At 38.5% G+C, this 15,149-nt stretch carries 20 protein-coding genes; 6 read left to right on the top strand and 14 right to left on the bottom strand.

Going from position 1 to position 15,149, the window contains the following annotated elements; genetic code table 11:
• Positions 1-42 precede the first annotated feature (42 nt).
• The 3 genes from B1201_RS01900 to B1201_RS01905 form a co-directional block, all read right to left on the bottom strand.
• On the bottom strand, positions 43-2,148 hold the full coding sequence (locus tag B1201_RS01900) for a TonB-dependent receptor (RefSeq protein ID WP_078192107.1): 2,106 nt from the start codon (positions 2,146-2,148) through the stop codon (positions 43-45).
• A gap of 50 nt (positions 2,149-2,198) precedes the next feature.
• Positions 2,199-2,363, bottom strand: a complete 165-nt coding sequence (locus B1201_RS16895; protein WP_171263707.1) for a hypothetical protein — start codon at positions 2,361-2,363, stop codon at positions 2,199-2,201.
• A gap of 72 nt (positions 2,364-2,435) precedes the next feature.
• Positions 2,436-2,786 (bottom strand): DUF2946 domain-containing protein, encoded by a 351-nt coding sequence (locus tag B1201_RS01905; RefSeq protein WP_228144737.1) that lies wholly within the window; start codon positions 2,784-2,786, stop codon positions 2,436-2,438.
• A gap of 484 nt (positions 2,787-3,270) precedes the next feature.
• Between B1201_RS01905 and B1201_RS01910 the strand changes: the two genes are divergently transcribed.
• From B1201_RS01910 to B1201_RS01930, 5 genes are all read left to right on the top strand, one after another.
• Entirely contained in the window at positions 3,271-3,738 is a 468-nt protein-coding gene (locus tag B1201_RS01910; RefSeq protein ID WP_078192109.1) for a DUF2946 domain-containing protein, read from the top strand.
• 152 nt (positions 3,739-3,890) lie between these two features.
• On the top strand, positions 3,891-5,324 hold the full coding sequence (locus B1201_RS01915; protein ID WP_078192110.1) for a cytochrome ubiquinol oxidase subunit I: 1,434 nt from the start codon (positions 3,891-3,893) through the stop codon (positions 5,322-5,324).
• Positions 5,321-6,325 carry a cytochrome d ubiquinol oxidase subunit II gene (gene cydB, locus B1201_RS01920; protein ID WP_078192111.1) on the top strand — a complete coding sequence of 335 codons (1,005 nt, stop codon included), beginning with the start codon at positions 5,321-5,323 and terminating at the stop codon, positions 6,323-6,325. The genes B1201_RS01915 and cydB overlap by 4 nt, the downstream gene beginning before the upstream one ends.
• A gap of 142 nt (positions 6,326-6,467) precedes the next feature.
• Positions 6,468-6,725 (top strand): helix-turn-helix domain-containing protein, encoded by a 258-nt coding sequence (locus B1201_RS01925; protein WP_078192112.1) that lies wholly within the window; start codon positions 6,468-6,470, stop codon positions 6,723-6,725.
• Between the two features lie 92 nt (positions 6,726-6,817).
• Positions 6,818-7,126 (top strand): NifB/NifX family molybdenum-iron cluster-binding protein, encoded by a 309-nt coding sequence (locus B1201_RS01930; protein WP_004859482.1) that lies wholly within the window; start codon positions 6,818-6,820, stop codon positions 7,124-7,126.
• Positions 7,127-7,204: 78 nt separating this feature from the next.
• Here the strand turns inward: B1201_RS01930 and B1201_RS01935 are convergent, their stop codons facing one another.
• From B1201_RS01935 to B1201_RS01970, 8 genes are all read right to left on the bottom strand, one after another.
• Positions 7,205-7,951, bottom strand: a complete 747-nt coding sequence (locus tag B1201_RS01935; protein WP_228144738.1) for an SDR family NAD(P)-dependent oxidoreductase — start codon at positions 7,949-7,951, stop codon at positions 7,205-7,207.
• A gap of 62 nt (positions 7,952-8,013) precedes the next feature.
• On the bottom strand, positions 8,014-8,634 hold the full coding sequence (locus tag B1201_RS01940; protein ID WP_078192113.1) for a methyltransferase domain-containing protein: 621 nt from the start codon (positions 8,632-8,634) through the stop codon (positions 8,014-8,016).
• A gap of 24 nt (positions 8,635-8,658) precedes the next feature.
• Positions 8,659-8,994 (bottom strand): carboxymuconolactone decarboxylase family protein, encoded by a 336-nt coding sequence (locus B1201_RS01945; protein WP_078192114.1) that lies wholly within the window; start codon positions 8,992-8,994, stop codon positions 8,659-8,661.
• Positions 8,995-9,049: 55 nt separating this feature from the next.
• The gene (locus B1201_RS01950; protein ID WP_078192115.1) at positions 9,050-9,445 is read right to left on the bottom strand and encodes a rhodanese-like domain-containing protein; all 396 of its coding nucleotides are present in this window, start codon (positions 9,443-9,445) and stop codon (positions 9,050-9,052) included.
• A gap of 100 nt (positions 9,446-9,545) precedes the next feature.
• Entirely contained in the window at positions 9,546-10,328 is a 783-nt protein-coding gene (locus B1201_RS01955; RefSeq protein WP_078192116.1) for a sulfite exporter TauE/SafE family protein, read from the bottom strand.
• Positions 10,329-10,392: 64 nt separating this feature from the next.
• Positions 10,393-11,265: an MBL fold metallo-hydrolase gene (locus B1201_RS01960; RefSeq protein ID WP_078192117.1), complete on the bottom strand. Its 873-nt coding sequence runs from the start codon at positions 11,263-11,265 to the stop codon at positions 10,393-10,395.
• A 2-nt stretch (positions 11,266-11,267) separates the two neighbouring features.
• On the bottom strand, positions 11,268-11,684 hold the full coding sequence (locus B1201_RS01965) for a YeeE/YedE family protein (RefSeq protein ID WP_004859462.1): 417 nt from the start codon (positions 11,682-11,684) through the stop codon (positions 11,268-11,270).
• A complete protein-coding gene (locus tag B1201_RS01970; RefSeq protein ID WP_078192118.1) occupies positions 11,685-12,101 on the bottom strand; it encodes a YeeE/YedE family protein in 417 nt (138 codons plus the stop codon). It lies immediately after the preceding gene.
• A gap of 111 nt (positions 12,102-12,212) precedes the next feature.
• Between B1201_RS01970 and B1201_RS01975 the strand changes: the two genes are divergently transcribed.
• A complete protein-coding gene (locus B1201_RS01975) occupies positions 12,213-12,539 on the top strand; it encodes an ArsR/SmtB family transcription factor (RefSeq protein ID WP_078192119.1) in 327 nt (108 codons plus the stop codon).
• A 91-nt stretch (positions 12,540-12,630) separates the two neighbouring features.
• Here B1201_RS01975 and zigA read toward each other — a convergent pair whose 3' ends face one another.
• From zigA to B1201_RS01990, 3 genes are read right to left on the bottom strand one after another with little or no spacing between them, the layout of a single operon-like run.
• Positions 12,631-13,863, bottom strand: a complete 1,233-nt coding sequence (zigA, locus tag B1201_RS01980) for a zinc metallochaperone GTPase ZigA (RefSeq protein WP_078192120.1) — start codon at positions 13,861-13,863, stop codon at positions 12,631-12,633.
• A complete protein-coding gene (locus tag B1201_RS01985) occupies positions 13,856-14,287 on the bottom strand; it encodes a Fur family transcriptional regulator (RefSeq protein ID WP_078192121.1) in 432 nt (143 codons plus the stop codon). Before B1201_RS01985 ends, zigA begins: the two co-directional genes overlap by 8 nt.
• On the bottom strand, positions 14,280-15,026 hold the full coding sequence (locus B1201_RS01990) for a D-Ala-D-Ala carboxypeptidase family metallohydrolase (protein WP_078192122.1): 747 nt from the start codon (positions 15,024-15,026) through the stop codon (positions 14,280-14,282). The genes B1201_RS01985 and B1201_RS01990 overlap by 8 nt, the downstream gene beginning before the upstream one ends.
• Positions 15,027-15,149 lie beyond the last annotated feature (123 nt).

The following is a 15,149-nucleotide window of genomic DNA, read 5'->3' on the forward strand; positions in this document are numbered from 1 at the left end:
GCCGTCACGCCCTATGACCACCACCCCTCCTGACTCCACAGACTAGAATTTCCAATTTAGACTGAGTGTTGCTTTGAGCGTTTCACCCACCTGCACCCAATAGTTTGTATAGCTTGCGACGTAGTAATCTTGATCAAAGAGATTATCAATATTCAGTTGCGCACGCAGGTCTGGTCGTAGCTGTACATAGCCCCCAATATTAACGACAGTAAAATCAGGAAGACTGGTTCCATTATCAATATAATTTGCACTGCGTTTACCGTAGTAATTAATGTTGCCAACCAAGCCCGCATCATGCCCTGCAAGGTCAAATTGATAGTCAGTACTTAAGTTTGCCGTATGTTTTGGAATATTTTTTAGCCTTGCGCCCTTATCCTCAACTTCACTTTCTACAATTTCAGCATCTGTAAAAGTATAGTTAGCATTAACACGTAGCTTGTCCGTGAATTGATGTTGTAGTTCTAACTCAACACCACGGCTTTGTACTCTTCCGCTATCTACATAGCTATCAGTAATGCCTTCAGTGAGTAGATGTTGTTTTTCCATATCAAAATACGTTAGGCCGAACCAACTTTGCGGTAAAAACTTATATTTACCACCCACTTCCCAACTTTCTGTTTTCTCTGGTTCATACAGTTCATTGTCCTTATTCAACCCTGTATTCAGTTCAAATGCCTTCCCCCAGTTACTGTAGAAAGACAACTTCTCAGTAGGCTGATAATTTATCCCTGCACGTGGCGTAAATGGTGTGAAAGCTTGCTTTGATGTCTTTCCAATTCGATGATCATCAATTTGTTGTTCTAAACGATTAAAACGACCACCTATCAATACATTCCATTGATCATTCAAGAAAATTTGATCTTGAACGTTAAACCCAAACATATCTTGAGTTTCTTTTGTATCTTTAGTGATTCGGGTTAATGGCAAAATATTTTGACCGTACACGGGATTATAAATATCAATCTGACTCGAAGCCCCAACAGCACTCCGTCGTTGCAGTTGATCAATCGTATAATGACCTGCTTCGACATTTGTCACCAGTTCATGTCTGATTACCCCAGTATCAAACTTACCTCTTAAGATAGATTGAAAGTTTGTAGTATCTGTCTCAAATTGACGGGAGCGACGGAAGCGATTTGCTGTTCTTCCATCTGATGCAATGGACGAAATTTCGGTTGAAGTACCTGCACGTTCGCCATGACTATATGTGATTGCCGTTGTATTGTTCCAATCCTCATTAAATTCATGGTTTAAACGCAGTTGATACATTTGATCTTTAATCTCAATATCACCATCGCTTGGCTCACCTAAAAAGGTTTTCTTATTGATTGGAAGTTTTCCATTGACCATCGGTACACCACGATCAAAAACACCTTTAGACTCTGAGAACTCAGTATCAAGATTCAACTGGGTTTGCTCTGAAATTTTCCATGCTAATTGTGGTGCAATGTAATAATGCTGATTATCAACATGATCACGGAAGCTTTGATTATTTTCATAGGCAAGCCCTAGGCGATAAGCCAAATCCTGATTAATCGCGCCCGTGGTATCTAAGGCTGCTCGATATTCTTCAAGTGTACTTCCGCTCAAACTTAAATTACTTTTCTTCTCCCATTCAGGTTGCTTAGTGGTGATATTCATAATCCCCCCTATCGCACCTTGCCCATACATCGCCGCCATTGGGCCTTTCAAGAAATCAATCGCTTGAATGTTTACCATATCTCGTGTGGTATGGATACCACTCACAGAACTCAAACCATTACGCATGTAAATCGTACCCATATTCGGATCGGTACTAAATCCGCGAAATGAGTAATTGTCCCAAAAACCTCCACCATAACTATCTTGATAAACCACACCATTTACAAACGACAGCGCATCACTGATACGTTGAACATTATGGTTTTGGATATCTTGTGCTGATACATGTGATTTAGTAAAAGGTACTTCTAACAAGTCATGATTAAACTGCGTAATCGCTTGTGAAGAACTATGTCTTTCATCCTGCTTTTCTGCGGTCATCGTAATACTCGGCAGTTGAGCTACAATTTGATTTGACGTAGATTCATTTTCGGCCGACACTGCCTGGGTTGAAAGTTGAACAAGTAAAATACTCCACGTCAGTGGATGAAATAAAAATTTAGACATAAGTGACTCTGAATGTGTATATGCTGATATAGGGTTATGCAATCTGGTGCTTAAAATTTAAATGTGACGCCAAGTTCGACACTTCTTGGTGCACCAATATAAATTTGCTTCACGGAGTAGCCTGAATACTCACCATAAAATTCATCGGTCAGGTTTCTGTCCAAAGAAATAGAATTATTCCCTTTTAAATAAGGGCTCAATTTGAATTCAGGCATTTCAATTCCTTTTAAGCATAAGTTTCCATTGGAACATTTCATCAATGTTTCATTTACATAAGAGGTTGGAACCTAAGCAAATAAAGGAGGTGCACGCCCCTGAGGAGTTAAAAAAAGCCGCTGGAGTACAAAATAGACATGTTTAAATGCTTTCTGAAAAGACATTAAACGAATTTGAATTCGATCTAAAATTGGATTTAGATTAATCTCTAAATTTGCAACCAAATGACCATATGCAGTACAGAACATACATTGATGATCCAACTGATGATGATGTGCGGTTTTTAACTTAACAGTTTCGACATCGTGATGGTGTGATGCATGCTGATGATGTAATTCTTGATTTTGTATCTGAGCTTTTAAATCGGAAATAGTTACGCATACCAGTGAGAATTGAAATTTCTCTGGTAGTAAAGGTTGCATAAAAACGATTATTTGCAACAACATCGCAACTATCGCAAGGACAAATGCAGCTCTCAATTCAATACATAAATTGTAAAATAATAATTAACAATACCATTATTACTTTAAGATATCTAATGAGTAAAACTGATGAAATAATTCAATTTTAAAAAATCGAAAATCTTAAAACACAAAGATTTTGATAATAATCGAATGCGTAATAAATATCCCTACAATGTAGGGAAAATATTATCACCTACTTTACTTTATAAATTTTAATCATTATTTTTTAAAAGCAAAATTAATCATGCACGATTTTAATCTGAATTAATTCAGATTAAAATCAACTACTTAATTACAAAAAAACTATTTTTAAAATACTTTAAGCAGACAAAATTAAATAAAAATCAAAGTCTTCCAATTTAATACAATGTACTTTTAATAAATATATATTCTGCTACAATCCATTTTCCTTACTTGGATAATTGAGACCATCTAAGTGATCATGGTTTTAGGAAGATTGCTAGCATTCTCTGCAATCTTGTTACAGATTGCTGTTTTTCTACAGCCTTTACTTCCAGAGAAATATCAAATTTCTCCTGTCTGTGAAACTATTGTCCATGCACTTCAATTAGATACTTCTCACCATGAGCATAGCTCAGATCATTCTACGCATAATCACTCTTATCAAGAGTTGGATTTAGCTAATCATGATACTGAAAAGCTTAATCATGCACATCTCAAACAAAAAACTTTATCTAGCCATCATCACGATGCAAATCATCAATGTCAGTACTGTGTAGTTTACGCACATGTCGTTCCACTACCAGACATGGGTGTTAAAGAAGTAGTCGTGAGAATTCAAGTTCGGTTATTAGCTTTTAAAGAAGCTTTCTTTCATATCTTCTTTCTTTTAAAACAATTATTTCTGATCCCTCAAGGTCGAGCACCTCCTGTCTCTTTTGCTGTCTAAATTTATTGGCAATTCCTTATTGTTTTAAAATTTAATTAGTTGAAGAGACTAATCACTATGTTTTTACTATTAAAAAATGCACGTATCTGTGTAGGCACACTCATATCAGAGCATATGCAATCTAGAGCACGCTTCGGATGTGGAGAGTTGCTATGACCTTAGGTTTTACGGCACTTGAGTTAGCACGTATTCAGTTTGCATTCACGGTGTCATTTCATATTATTTTCCCTGCGATTTCTATTGGACTGGCAAGTTTTCTTGCTGTTTTGGAATGGCGATGGCTTAGAACAAACGATTCTATTTATCATGATTTATTCAAATTCTGGGTGAAAGTATTTGCATTATCATTCGGCATGGGTGTCGTTTCTGGTGTCGTAATGAGCTATCAGTTTGGTACAAACTGGAGTGAGTTTTCTCGATTTGCAGGAGGAGTAACAGGCCCATTACTGAGCTACGAAGTTCTAAGTGCTTTCTTCTTAGAGGCTGGATTTTTAGGCATCATGCTTTTTGGATGGGGTCGAGTCGGCAAAAAAGCCCACTTTTTTGCCACATTGATGGTCGCCATCGGTACATGTATTTCAATGTTCTGGATTTTGTCTTCAAACAGTTGGATGCAGACACCTCAAGGCTTCACCATTGAAAATGGAATTGTAGTACCTCAAGATTGGTTTGCTATTGTTTTTAACCCGTCCTTTATCTATCGCTTATTCCATATGGCACTTGCAGCCTTTTTAGTGGCAGCTCTTCTTGTTGCTGCTACTGCTGCTTGGCATTTACTCAAAGGCCGTAGAGATGCATTAGTCAAAACATCATTTTCTATGGCACTTTGGTTAATCCTCATTTTAGCTCCCCTCCAAGTTTTTATAGGTGATGCCCATGGTTTAAATACCCTAAAACATCAACCAGCCAAACTTGCTGCTATGGAAGGCCATTGGGAAACGAACCATGATCATGGGATGCCCTTATATTTATTTGGTATTCCTGATATGCAAGAAGAACGCACGAAATATGCGATTGCAATTCCACATTTAGGAAGCCTAATTCTGACCCACTCCATGAATGGGACAGTGAAAGGATTAAAAGACTTTGCGCCTGAAGATCGCCCAAATTCAACAATAGTATTTTGGAGTTTCCGTATCATGGTTGGGCTAGGTATGCTTATGCTCTTCCTTGCAGTCACTGCCCTATGGCTCAGAAAAAAAGGCAGCCTCTATGAGAGTAAGTGGTTTCATCGCTTTGCAATCCTGATGGGCCCTTCAGGCTTCATCGCCTTACTCGCAGGCTGGTTCACCACAGAAGTAGGACGTCAGCCATGGATTATCTATGGCGTTATGAGGACAAAAGATGCCCTTTCTCCTGTTTCGGCGGAACAGGTTGGATTAACTCTGATTATTTTTGTGATCGTGTATTTCATTGTCTTTGGTGTGGGCATTTATTACATGCTCAAACTCATGCATAAAGGACCTAAGTTTTTACATAACGCACCAGAAGAAATTGGAGGCGTTGGCCATTTCAAAACACCAATGCGACCTCTGAGTGCCATTGATGAAAAAATTGATGATCAGGATCAAGGAGCTTCTTCATGATTGATTTATCTTTAATCTGGATTGTCATTATTGCAGTTGGTGTTTTTATTTACGTTGTACTTGATGGCTTTGATTTAGGTATAGGGATTTTATTCCCCTTTATTAAAAATCAGCAGGAACGTGATGTCATGATGAACACCGTTGCCCCCGTTTGGGATGGTAATGAGACATGGATGGTTTTAGGTGGTGCTGGTCTTTTTGCGGCTTTCCCTATCGTCTATTCAGCGGTTCTGTCAGCCTTATATTTACCTATCATCTTGATGGTAATAGCTTTGATTTTTAGAGGCGTGGCTTTTGAGTTTCGTTTCAAAGCCAATCGAACAAAGTACATTTGGGATAATGCATTTATTTGGGGCTCTATTGTTGCCAGTTTCTTACAAGGGGTAATCTTAGGCGCTTATATTCAGGGTATTGATATTGTTGATAATCGCTACGCTGGTGGTGGCTTTGACTGGTTAACACCTTTTTCATTATTTACAGGTTTGGGTGTTGTAGTCGTTTACGCAGCATTGGGATGTGGTTGGCTCATCATGAAGACTGATGACGAACTACAAAAGCATATGTATAAATTAATGCCCAAGCTTTTGATTGGCTTATTGGTTATTTTCATTGCTGTCAGTATCTATACGCCAATCGCACATCCACAAATTGCTGAGCGTTGGTTTAATCCCACTCAATTGATTTATTTTAGCCCAGTACCTTTACTTGTTCTAGTTTGTACCGTTTTAGCAGTGCGATCATGTATTAAGCAAAATCAAGCTATGCCCTTTTTATATACCTTAGGACTCGTATTTCTGGCTTATACAGGATTTTGTATCAGTATTTTTCCATACATTATCCCGCCCTCAATTACCATTTGGGATGCTGCTGCACCTGCCAATAGCCAGCTTTTCGCACTGATTGGGGCACTGATCTTGATTCCAATCATACTGCTCTATACCGCCCTATCATATTGGGTATTTAGAGATAAAGTTCGTGTTGGAGATGAAGGTTATCATTAAAGGAATTGCTAATGAAATTATCTAAATTTCAATGGTTCATCTTGTTATGGCTAGTCGGTTTCTTAAGTTTATTGGTGATTGCTATGAGCTTTAGATTCTTACTTCAACTTGCTTATTAGGTCCTTGGAAAGAAGAGGATATTATGCATCTACTTCAACAGCACCATGTGAATTTCAATCATGATTTCCCTTATATCGTTAATTTAACATTAGCTCAGGAAATCATTAGGGCACGTAAAAAAATGAATATCTCTCAACAACAGTTAGCATCTAAACTTGGCATATCCCCAAGAACGCTGGAAAGTTGGGAACGCGGAGTTCGCCATCCATCAAGTTCAGCACAGGCTTTAATCAAACTGTTTATTAAGTCACCTCAGTTTGTATTGGAAAATCTTTCCTGAAGAGCCTGAGCCATATTTTGAGTGATTTAAAAATCGTTAAGAACCGATACGAACCTGCAAAAAGATAACCGTATCGGTTTGGAGAAATTTTCATGTTTATTGTGATTACATCTCAGAACCGGCGTCATATTACGCCCCATGCGGGAAAATGTCGGAAATTCTGGAAATATGAATTAAAAGATGGAGAAGTGACTGACAAACAACTTATCGAAGTTGAAAAGGAGCAATCCTTTTCCCAGTCTGGAGAAGTGCTCGAAAAACTGCTGCCTATGGATATATTCGTAACTACGGGAATGGGCGATCGATTACGAGAAAAACTCAGAAATATTGGTGTTCATGTCATGGTAACGGCAGAAATTGAACCAGAACAATTTATCTGCAGTTTAATTTCAGCCAAATAAAATTCTGGATGGAAGCTGTAATTTATCATGAACAAAATAAGAAAACCCTGCAGATGCAGGGTTTTCTTATTTAATTTATTATTGTGAAGTATAAGAACCATCAACAGTATATTGACTGCCGGTCACAAATGAAGCTTCATCAGATAATAGAAAAGCCACTACTTGAGCAACTTCTTCTGGTTTACCCAATCGGCCAACTGGATGAAGTTTCACTAATTCTGATTCCTCAAATTCTCCAATTAATGGGGTTTGGATATAACCAGGATGAACGGAATTAATGCGTATACCTTGATCAGCGTACTCCAATGATGCAGTCTTTGTCAGACCAGTCACACCATGCTTCGCCGCAACATATGCTGAGATGTTCTTTGTCCCGACTAAACCTAAGATTGATGCGGTGTTAACAATCGCTCCACCACCTGACTTAAGTATTACTGGAATCTGATAATGCAGCCCATAGAAAACAGCATTCAAATTAATATCTATGACTCTACGCCAGGCCTCTATACTCAACTCAGCAATCGGATTGACGTCACCTAAGATACCCGCATTATTAAAGGCTAAATGCAGAGCCCCAAAGTTTTCCACGGCAAACTCAACAGCTTGCTTCATTTCCTCAGGATGAGATGTATCTGTTTTATTCGCAACAGCATGGCCGCCAGCAGCTATAATTTCAGCTGCAACTTTCTCAGCCGCATCAAGATTAATATCTGAAACAACAACTTTTGCCCCTTGTTGAGCAAGAAGCAGCGCTGTACTTAGCCCAATACCCGAACCTGCACCTGTAACTAAAGCCACTTTATTATTAAAACGTGTTGACATCATAAACCTCTCTTTTTTATAAAATGAGCATGTGAGCCATGCCCGTGCTTGAACCGTTTTACGCTCTATTTCTTCACTTGGATTGCAAATTGAATTACATGGCATTTTCCGTTATGTAACTTGCCTTCATGACGTTCCTGCTCACCCACATAAAAATGATAAAGATGATCATTTTTAAATACTGATAGAAACGACATTGGATCGTACAAATAGTTAATATCTTTCGGGCCACCAGTTTGATAATCAATCTGCTCTTTAGAATAAAGCTCTCCAATAAACCAGCCATTGTTTGTCAATGCTTGACGTATCCCTGTGAGAACATTGAATTGAGTATTTTCGTCAAAATGCCCATACACACACATCACATTTTGATAACACTCTCTTGGCCATTCGACATCATTGAGATCAATATTTCTAAGTGTGAAGTCAAAACCAGCTTGTTGGTTTTTTGCAGATAAGTGTTGCAAAGCAACTTTTGAGTAATCCCATATTTCTGCCGAAAATGAATCATTTTGCTGTTTCGCTTTATCAGCCAAATAAAGGATATTCCGTCCTTCACCCTCTGCTATAGCAAGAGTTTTTCCCACAATTGGGACCTGATCTGCTATCTGTTGAATAAAATGATTCGGCGAAACGCCATACAGATCCTGTGTTTGCGAATAAAGACTATCCCAATGCTGGTTCATATCGTTTTCCAATGATTGAAGAAATTAAGCAGAGAATTCTTTAAATGCTTCCAATGCATTCGCTGCATACATCAATGAAGGACCGCCCCCCATATATACTGCAACACCAAGCACTTCCTCTAATTCTTGCAATGTCATTCCCATTTTGACTAGGGTTCTGACATGAAAACCAATACATCCATCACATCGTGCAGCAACACCAATCGCTAAAGCAATCAGTTCTTTTGTTTTAGGATCAATAACACCATCTCGCATTGCAACTTGTGACAATTGATTAAAACTTTTCATTAAATCAGGAGAATCCTGTGCTAATGTTTTTAAACTGCCTGAAATATTTTGAGTTAATTCTTTGTACTTCATGATTTTCTCACTTGAATATCTATAAACTTAGATTAGACTTAAAATAGGAATCTAGTTATTTCTCTACTGGATAACCCTGATCTAGCCATGCTTGAAATCCCCCCTGAACAGATTTCACCTGAGTAAAACCCATATTCTGTAAAGTATCTGTAGCCAGAGCTGATCGTCCACCCGTCCCACAAATCAAATAAATCGGCTGATCCTTCAAATGCTCAAGCGCCTGAATAGTATCGCAGTGATGACTGGCTAAGGGATGCTGATGGATTCGCATTTCTAAAACCCCACGTGGATAGTTCACAGCGCGATCAATAGATGCTGTTTGGAACTCTTCAGGCTCTCGTACATCGATGAGAATTGTTTTATGGTTTTTCATGGCTTCAAGTAAGTCCTCTACTGTCACTTCTTGAATTCGGCTTTTTGCCATTGAAATTAATTGCTCTGCTGTTTTCATTACTTTTCACCTCTTCCGATCTATAGAAATCTGGTCTCTGATTAAATATTCATGTCTTTAAAATACAGTTTTTAAATTTGGCTCTAATCTCTTGCTTGTATTAAGTTATGATGACTGTAGAAATTAAATAAAATGCTACGCTTATGACAGTTATGGCAAAAACCTTTTGGATTTGACTATTCTTAACTAGAGGCATCAAACTTCGACCAAGCAACATGCCAGCCATGCAAGCTAAAACGAAAGTCAGCGTGACCGAAACGGGGTATTGAAAACCATCTAAAATATGAGCTGAAATACTGACACCACCAATCAGAAAAATAATCATCAAGGAGGTCGCAACAATACTTCGCATATCAAGATCAGTTACTTTACTCAGTGCTGGAACAATCACGAATCCCCCACCTACCCCAAGCAAACCGGTCAATAAACCTGCCACGACACCAATGGTGCCGAGAGACAATGCAGTTTTCATGTTCCAAATCAGACGACCAGTTGTTTGGTTAACTTTACACAGCACACCTGTGTGGTCATTCACTTTTTTAACAAAAATCCGGTAAGCAACAACGAGCATGACTAAACTGAATGCCAAGGTAAGCCATACAGGAGAAATTATTCCTCCTAGATGCACACCATAACGTGCTGAAGGAATGCTAATCAGTGCAATCCAAAACGCAGCCCGATAACGTACAATCTTCTTAAATAAGCCTTCAAATGTTCCAACCAAGGCAGATAAAGTGACCGCAAGCAATCCAACAGGTGCAGCTTGTGCGACCGTCCATCCTTGGCTTGCCATCAGTGCGGGTACAGCCAGAATGCCACCACCGGCACCTGTTAACCCTAGCAAACCACCGATGACTAAGCCTTCAAGTATTAGCATCCACATCGCTACTGTGCCCCCTCTTACAAAACCAATTAAACAAAACTTGTTGTTTAATCTTAAAATTTGCCTATTTGAAGTAATTCAGTGGAAGTTTTAAATAAGAAACACCATTCTCTTCTCGTTCAGGGAATTGTCCTGCTTTCATGTTGATCTGTATCGAAGGCAGAATCAGTTTAGGCATACTTAAACCTGCATCACGCTTATTTCGCATTTCGACAAAATCATCTTTGGTCGTGCCATCGTGAATATGGATGTTCTGATTTTTTTGAGTCTGAATATCCGTTTCACACATATAGGTATCGCGCTTTTCAGGCAAATAATCATGGCAAAGAAATACACGTGTTTTCTCAGGCAATTGATACAAACTTTGTACTGAATCAAAAAGAATTGATGCGCTTCCCCTTGGGAAATCACAGCGTGCCGTACCATAATCCGGCATAAACAAGGTATCGCCCACAAACACGGCATCACCGATGACATAACTCAAGCAGGCTGGTGTATGTCCAGGAGTGGGAATGTTATATGCTTCGATTGAACCAATTAGAAATTGCTCATGATCATCAAACAAATAATCAAATAATTGCTGGGTATTCCATTGTTTGATATCCAAATGATAGATCGCAGCAAAGGTCTCTTGTACCGCAGCAATTCTCTGACTCATGGCGATTTTTCCGCCTAATTCGGTTTTGAGATATTGTGCAGCAGTTAAATGATCGGCATGAACATGGGTTTCTAAAATCCACCCGACTGTTAAACCCTGCGCTTTGACATAGGTAATGATCTGATCGGCATGTGTGGTAGAAGTTGTGGCTGATGCAGCATCATAGTCCAGCACACTGTCAATAATTGCACATGACTGGGTAGCTGGATCACTCACCACGTAACTGAAAGTGTTCGTATCTTCATGAAAAAAATCTTTTACAACAGGGGAATTTGACATGATTAAGCTCCTGTCCACTTACGGTGAAGCAAGACGCCTGCAAGCATCGCGACAATAAAATACAGAACCTGATAATGCCCAAGACCAATCAAGGTAAAACTGGGTGCAGGACATATCCCAGCAATCCCCCAACCAATACCAAATAAAAGACTACCCGAGATCAGTTTAGGATCAATTTCATGATTGCCTGGTAATTCAATTGGTTCATTAAATACGGTTTTGGGTGCTTTACTTCGTACTGCTTTTTGAAAAGGAATAATTGCAACCATGATCGCTCCAATCATTACGAAAGCCAGACTCGCATCCCAATCACCAAACAAATCTAAGAAGTTTAGAACTTTTTCTGGATTAGACATCCCAGAAACCATCAAACCTATAGAAAATAAACCGCCGAAAATGAAAGCCAGAAAATTCTTCATTTAGAAAGCTCCTGTGACATGGCGAATCATGTAAACCGTAACAAATCCAGCGAACATAAAACTCATGGTGGCTAAAATAGAACGTTTAGATAAGCGACTGATCCCACAAATGCCATGACCGCTGGTACAGCCTGAACCTAGGCGTGTCCCAAAACCCACCAATAGCCCAGCAATGATCATCATCAACGGACTGGCATTCAACTCAATTTCTGGCTGGACAAATAACCCATAAATAAAAGGCATTACTATCAAACCTGACATAAACCAGATGGCAGGGGTTTTAAACATGGTTTTTGGATTCAGTACCTGTCCAATCAATCCGCTGATCCCAGCAATACGACCATGTACATATAGGTAGCCAACTACAGCGGCACCTAGCAATAATCCACCGATAAAAGAAATCAAATAGTCAGACATACAATTTAAATCACGACAAACAATATACTAATTAATATTATATAATTAAATAATATACAAGTAATACTTTATTTTTTTGTATAATAATAAGATGATTTTTAGGATACGCTTATGAAAACCAATGAATTACAAATGAAAATAGATCTTTCAAAAGTCGACGTTGTCACTGATTGTCTAAAAGTCTTATCGAATCCTGATCGTCTTAAAATTTTATGTGTCTTAATTGATGGTGAGCTGAATGTTCAACAAATTGAAAAAACTGCTCAGGTATACCAACCAACATTGTCACAACAACTAACGATACTCAGAAAAAGTAAAATGGTATCGACACGCCGTGAAGGCAAACAAATCTTTTATCAATTTAGTGATATGAGAATATTACAAATCATGCAGACCCTATACGGCTTATATTGTATGAATGACATGGACTCGGACTAGAAATGTTAACTCCCTAAAAATATTTCACATTTGGAATAACAGACTCTCCTGCTCACTTTTCAAGCAAAAAAGTCTGTTACTTTTTTTCAAATCAATTATCTGACGATTGCCCTAAGTTCTCCCACTCAGGAAATGGATTAACCATAAGCTTCCACTGCTCAGGTCCTCCGGCCATTTCCACATCCGTCAGTAAACATTGGTCAAACTGTTGAATTAAACCCTGTTCATCCATATCCATTCCAATCATTACAATTTCCTGTCGTGCATCCCCAGTACGTTCATCCCAATTTCTGATGATTTCATCACGGCTTTGCTGATCCTCTGGCCAATGCTCGTCAGGAACCGTTGCCCACCAATAGCCGGCAACACCATGTCTAGCCATTGCACCCGCTTGTGACCAAGAAGCAGCAAACTCAGGGTTTGAAGCCAACCAAAAATAGCCTTTCGAACGAACCACACCTTTCCATTCGGAATTGATGAAATCATAAAAGCGTTGTGGATGAAATGGACGTCTTGCGCGATACACAAAACTTTTAATCCCATATTCTTCTGTTTCAGGTGTGTGTTCACCACGCAATTCTTTCAGCCAACCTGGAGCTTGAGAAGCTTCGTTAAAATCAAAAAGCCCTGTATTTAAAACTTTATCTAAATTGACTTTACCAAATTCAGAAATTTCAATTTTTGCTCGTGGATTAAGTTTATTTAGAATTGCAAATAAACGTTGTTTATCATCCTCATTGATCAGATCTACTTTATTTAAGATGATGACATCACAAAACTCAATCTGATCAATCAACAGGTCAACCACAGTACGCTCATCTTGTTCACCCAACGACTCTCCGCGTTGTTGCAAACTATCATACGAGCTGTAATCTTTTAAAAAATTAAAGGCATCTACAACAGTCACCATGGTATCAAGTCGTGCAAACTCATTCAGTGACACACCATTTTCATCTTCAAAAGTAAAAGTTTCGGCTACGGGCAATGGCTCAGAAATTCCCGTTGACTCAATGACTAATTGATCAAAACGATACTCTTGAGCGAGGCGACGAACTTCTACCAGTAAATCTTCCCGCAAAGTACAGCAGATACAACCATTACTCATTTCTACCAGTTTTTCATCAGTACGGGAAAGTTCTGCACCACCATCTCGTACTAAAGCAGCATCAATATTTACCTCCGACATATCATTAACAATGACCGCGATACGACGACCTTCACGGTTATTTAAAATATGATTGAGTAACGTCGTCTTACCTGCACCGAGGAATCCCGACAGCACAGTTACAGGTAATTTGGCAGGAGTGGCTAAAGAATTATCCATTGGCTTTCTCACTTATCTTAATAAAAGGCTTGTTACGTTTGGAAAAACATAAAGCACATTGACCTAATAGCTCTAAACAATGATGCTTAGGGCTAAAATCCTGATGAACAAGTGACTGTTCAATCACTTGAGTAAACTGAGGTGAATCAAGAACTTGAACTGTCTGACACTCTGTACAAATTGTGACGAGTAAGTAATTTTTCTTATTTCTCAATTCATACGCTAAATATTTGTTCAATGTATCAAGTCTAAGTATTAAGCCATGGCCTGATAGTTTTTTTAAAATACGATAAATTTGTACTGGAGATTGCAAGCCATAGGGTTTTACCTTTTCTAATAAAGCATAAGCACTTATTGCTTTCTGCTCATTTTGCAAAATTGTTAATACCCTTTGCTGTATCGCACTCAGTTTTAATTCACTCATCTACATTTCCTTTATCATTTCGATTAGACAAAAGATGAGTGATACAGGGAGATGAGGTACTTCTATGATCCGGTCCCCATGTGCGATATCCAGCACTATCAATATGAATTTGACCAGAAGCATAGACTCCGAGTCCCATATTCAAGCGATCACCATTTTTGACCCAAAATTGACACAAATTTATTTTTGTTTGCTGAATCGTTGTAAGTTCTTCTGGTATTGGCTGTTCTGGACCAATCCTAAAATCGAGTGCAGCATTAAAAACATGTCTGGAAGAATCTGCTCCTTTCGCACAGCGATTTAGGGCAGAGTTACGGTAAACAGAAGTGACTGTAAAATCATCAATCACATTGTCATTAATTAATTTTTTCAAAATATTTAAAGTCGGTACGATATTGTTCCAAATTTCTTGCGGTGGAATTTCATATTCAGATGCATGGCAGTTTTGCCAATCTCGCGCTGTTTGAAATAGTTCAAATTCAGGCACTACATTCTGCAAGTCTTGATTTTTTAAAAAAGATTGATAACGATGAACTTGATTTTTATTAAAAGGTTGAGATAACCAGTTCTGATAAGAAGCAGGTGTAATTTTCTGAAGTGTTGGACGAGACTGCACAGATTTATGTTTGAATGTGCCATCTTCTTCCGAAGAGTAGGGTTGCGAAACTAAATGCCGTATTGGTTTTTGACTACATGCGATAAGACAAAAAAGTACCCCGAAAATTAAAAAATGTTTCATTACTCATTTATACCCTAATATCACAGCTCTCAATCTTATTGAGATTACCTCAATATTTGTTATGTTATAACATAACAAATACATTTAAAAGCTGTTCTTCTTAACTTAAGTAGGCGGAATGAG

The organism is Acinetobacter sp. ANC 5600 (assembly GCF_002018395.1).
GTDB classification, from domain to species: domain Bacteria; phylum Pseudomonadota; class Gammaproteobacteria; order Pseudomonadales; family Moraxellaceae; genus Acinetobacter; species Acinetobacter amyesii.

Bases quoted from the DNA above. Each gene is read 5' to 3' on its own strand.
- B1201_RS01910 (WP_078192109.1), top strand. From the start codon at position 3,271: ATGGTTTTAGGAAGATTGCTAGCATTCTCTGCAATCTTGTTACAGATT.
- B1201_RS01925 (WP_078192112.1), top strand. From the start codon at position 6,468: ATGCATCTACTTCAACAGCACCATGTGAATTTCAATCATGATTTCCCT.
- B1201_RS01990 (WP_078192122.1), bottom strand. From the start codon at position 15,026: ATGAAACATTTTTTAATTTTCGGGGTACTTTTTTGTCTTATCGCATGT.
- B1201_RS01970 (WP_078192118.1), bottom strand. From the start codon at position 12,101: ATGTCTGACTATTTGATTTCTTTTATCGGTGGATTATTGCTAGGTGCC.
- B1201_RS01975 (WP_078192119.1), top strand. From the start codon at position 12,213: ATGAAAACCAATGAATTACAAATGAAAATAGATCTTTCAAAAGTCGAC.
- B1201_RS01965 (WP_004859462.1), bottom strand. From the start codon at position 11,684: ATGAAGAATTTTCTGGCTTTCATTTTCGGCGGTTTATTTTCTATAGGT.
- B1201_RS16895 (WP_171263707.1), bottom strand. From the start codon at position 2,363: ATGCCTGAATTCAAATTGAGCCCTTATTTAAAAGGGAATAATTCTATT.
- B1201_RS01945 (WP_078192114.1), bottom strand. From the start codon at position 8,994: ATGAAGTACAAAGAATTAACTCAAAATATTTCAGGCAGTTTAAAAACA.
- B1201_RS01955 (WP_078192116.1), bottom strand. From the start codon at position 10,328: ATGTGGATGCTAATACTTGAAGGCTTAGTCATCGGTGGTTTGCTAGGG.
- B1201_RS01900 (WP_078192107.1), bottom strand. From the start codon at position 2,148: ATGTCTAAATTTTTATTTCATCCACTGACGTGGAGTATTTTACTTGTT.
- cydB (WP_078192111.1), top strand. From the start codon at position 5,321: ATGATTGATTTATCTTTAATCTGGATTGTCATTATTGCAGTTGGTGTT.
- B1201_RS01985 (WP_078192121.1), bottom strand. From the start codon at position 14,287: ATGAGTGAATTAAAACTGAGTGCGATACAGCAAAGGGTATTAACAATT.
- zigA (WP_078192120.1), bottom strand. From the start codon at position 13,863: ATGGATAATTCTTTAGCCACTCCTGCCAAATTACCTGTAACTGTGCTG.
- B1201_RS01940 (WP_078192113.1), bottom strand. From the start codon at position 8,634: ATGAACCAGCATTGGGATAGTCTTTATTCGCAAACACAGGATCTGTAT.
- B1201_RS01915 (WP_078192110.1), top strand. From the start codon at position 3,891: ATGACCTTAGGTTTTACGGCACTTGAGTTAGCACGTATTCAGTTTGCA.
- B1201_RS01950 (WP_078192115.1), bottom strand. From the start codon at position 9,445: ATGAAAACAGCAGAGCAATTAATTTCAATGGCAAAAAGCCGAATTCAA.
- B1201_RS01935 (WP_228144738.1), bottom strand. From the start codon at position 7,951: ATGATGTCAACACGTTTTAATAATAAAGTGGCTTTAGTTACAGGTGCA.
- B1201_RS01960 (WP_078192117.1), bottom strand. From the start codon at position 11,265: ATGTCAAATTCCCCTGTTGTAAAAGATTTTTTTCATGAAGATACGAAC.
- B1201_RS01905 (WP_228144737.1), bottom strand. From the start codon at position 2,786: ATGCAACCTTTACTACCAGAGAAATTTCAATTCTCACTGGTATGCGTA.
- B1201_RS01930 (WP_004859482.1), top strand. From the start codon at position 6,818: ATGTTTATTGTGATTACATCTCAGAACCGGCGTCATATTACGCCCCAT.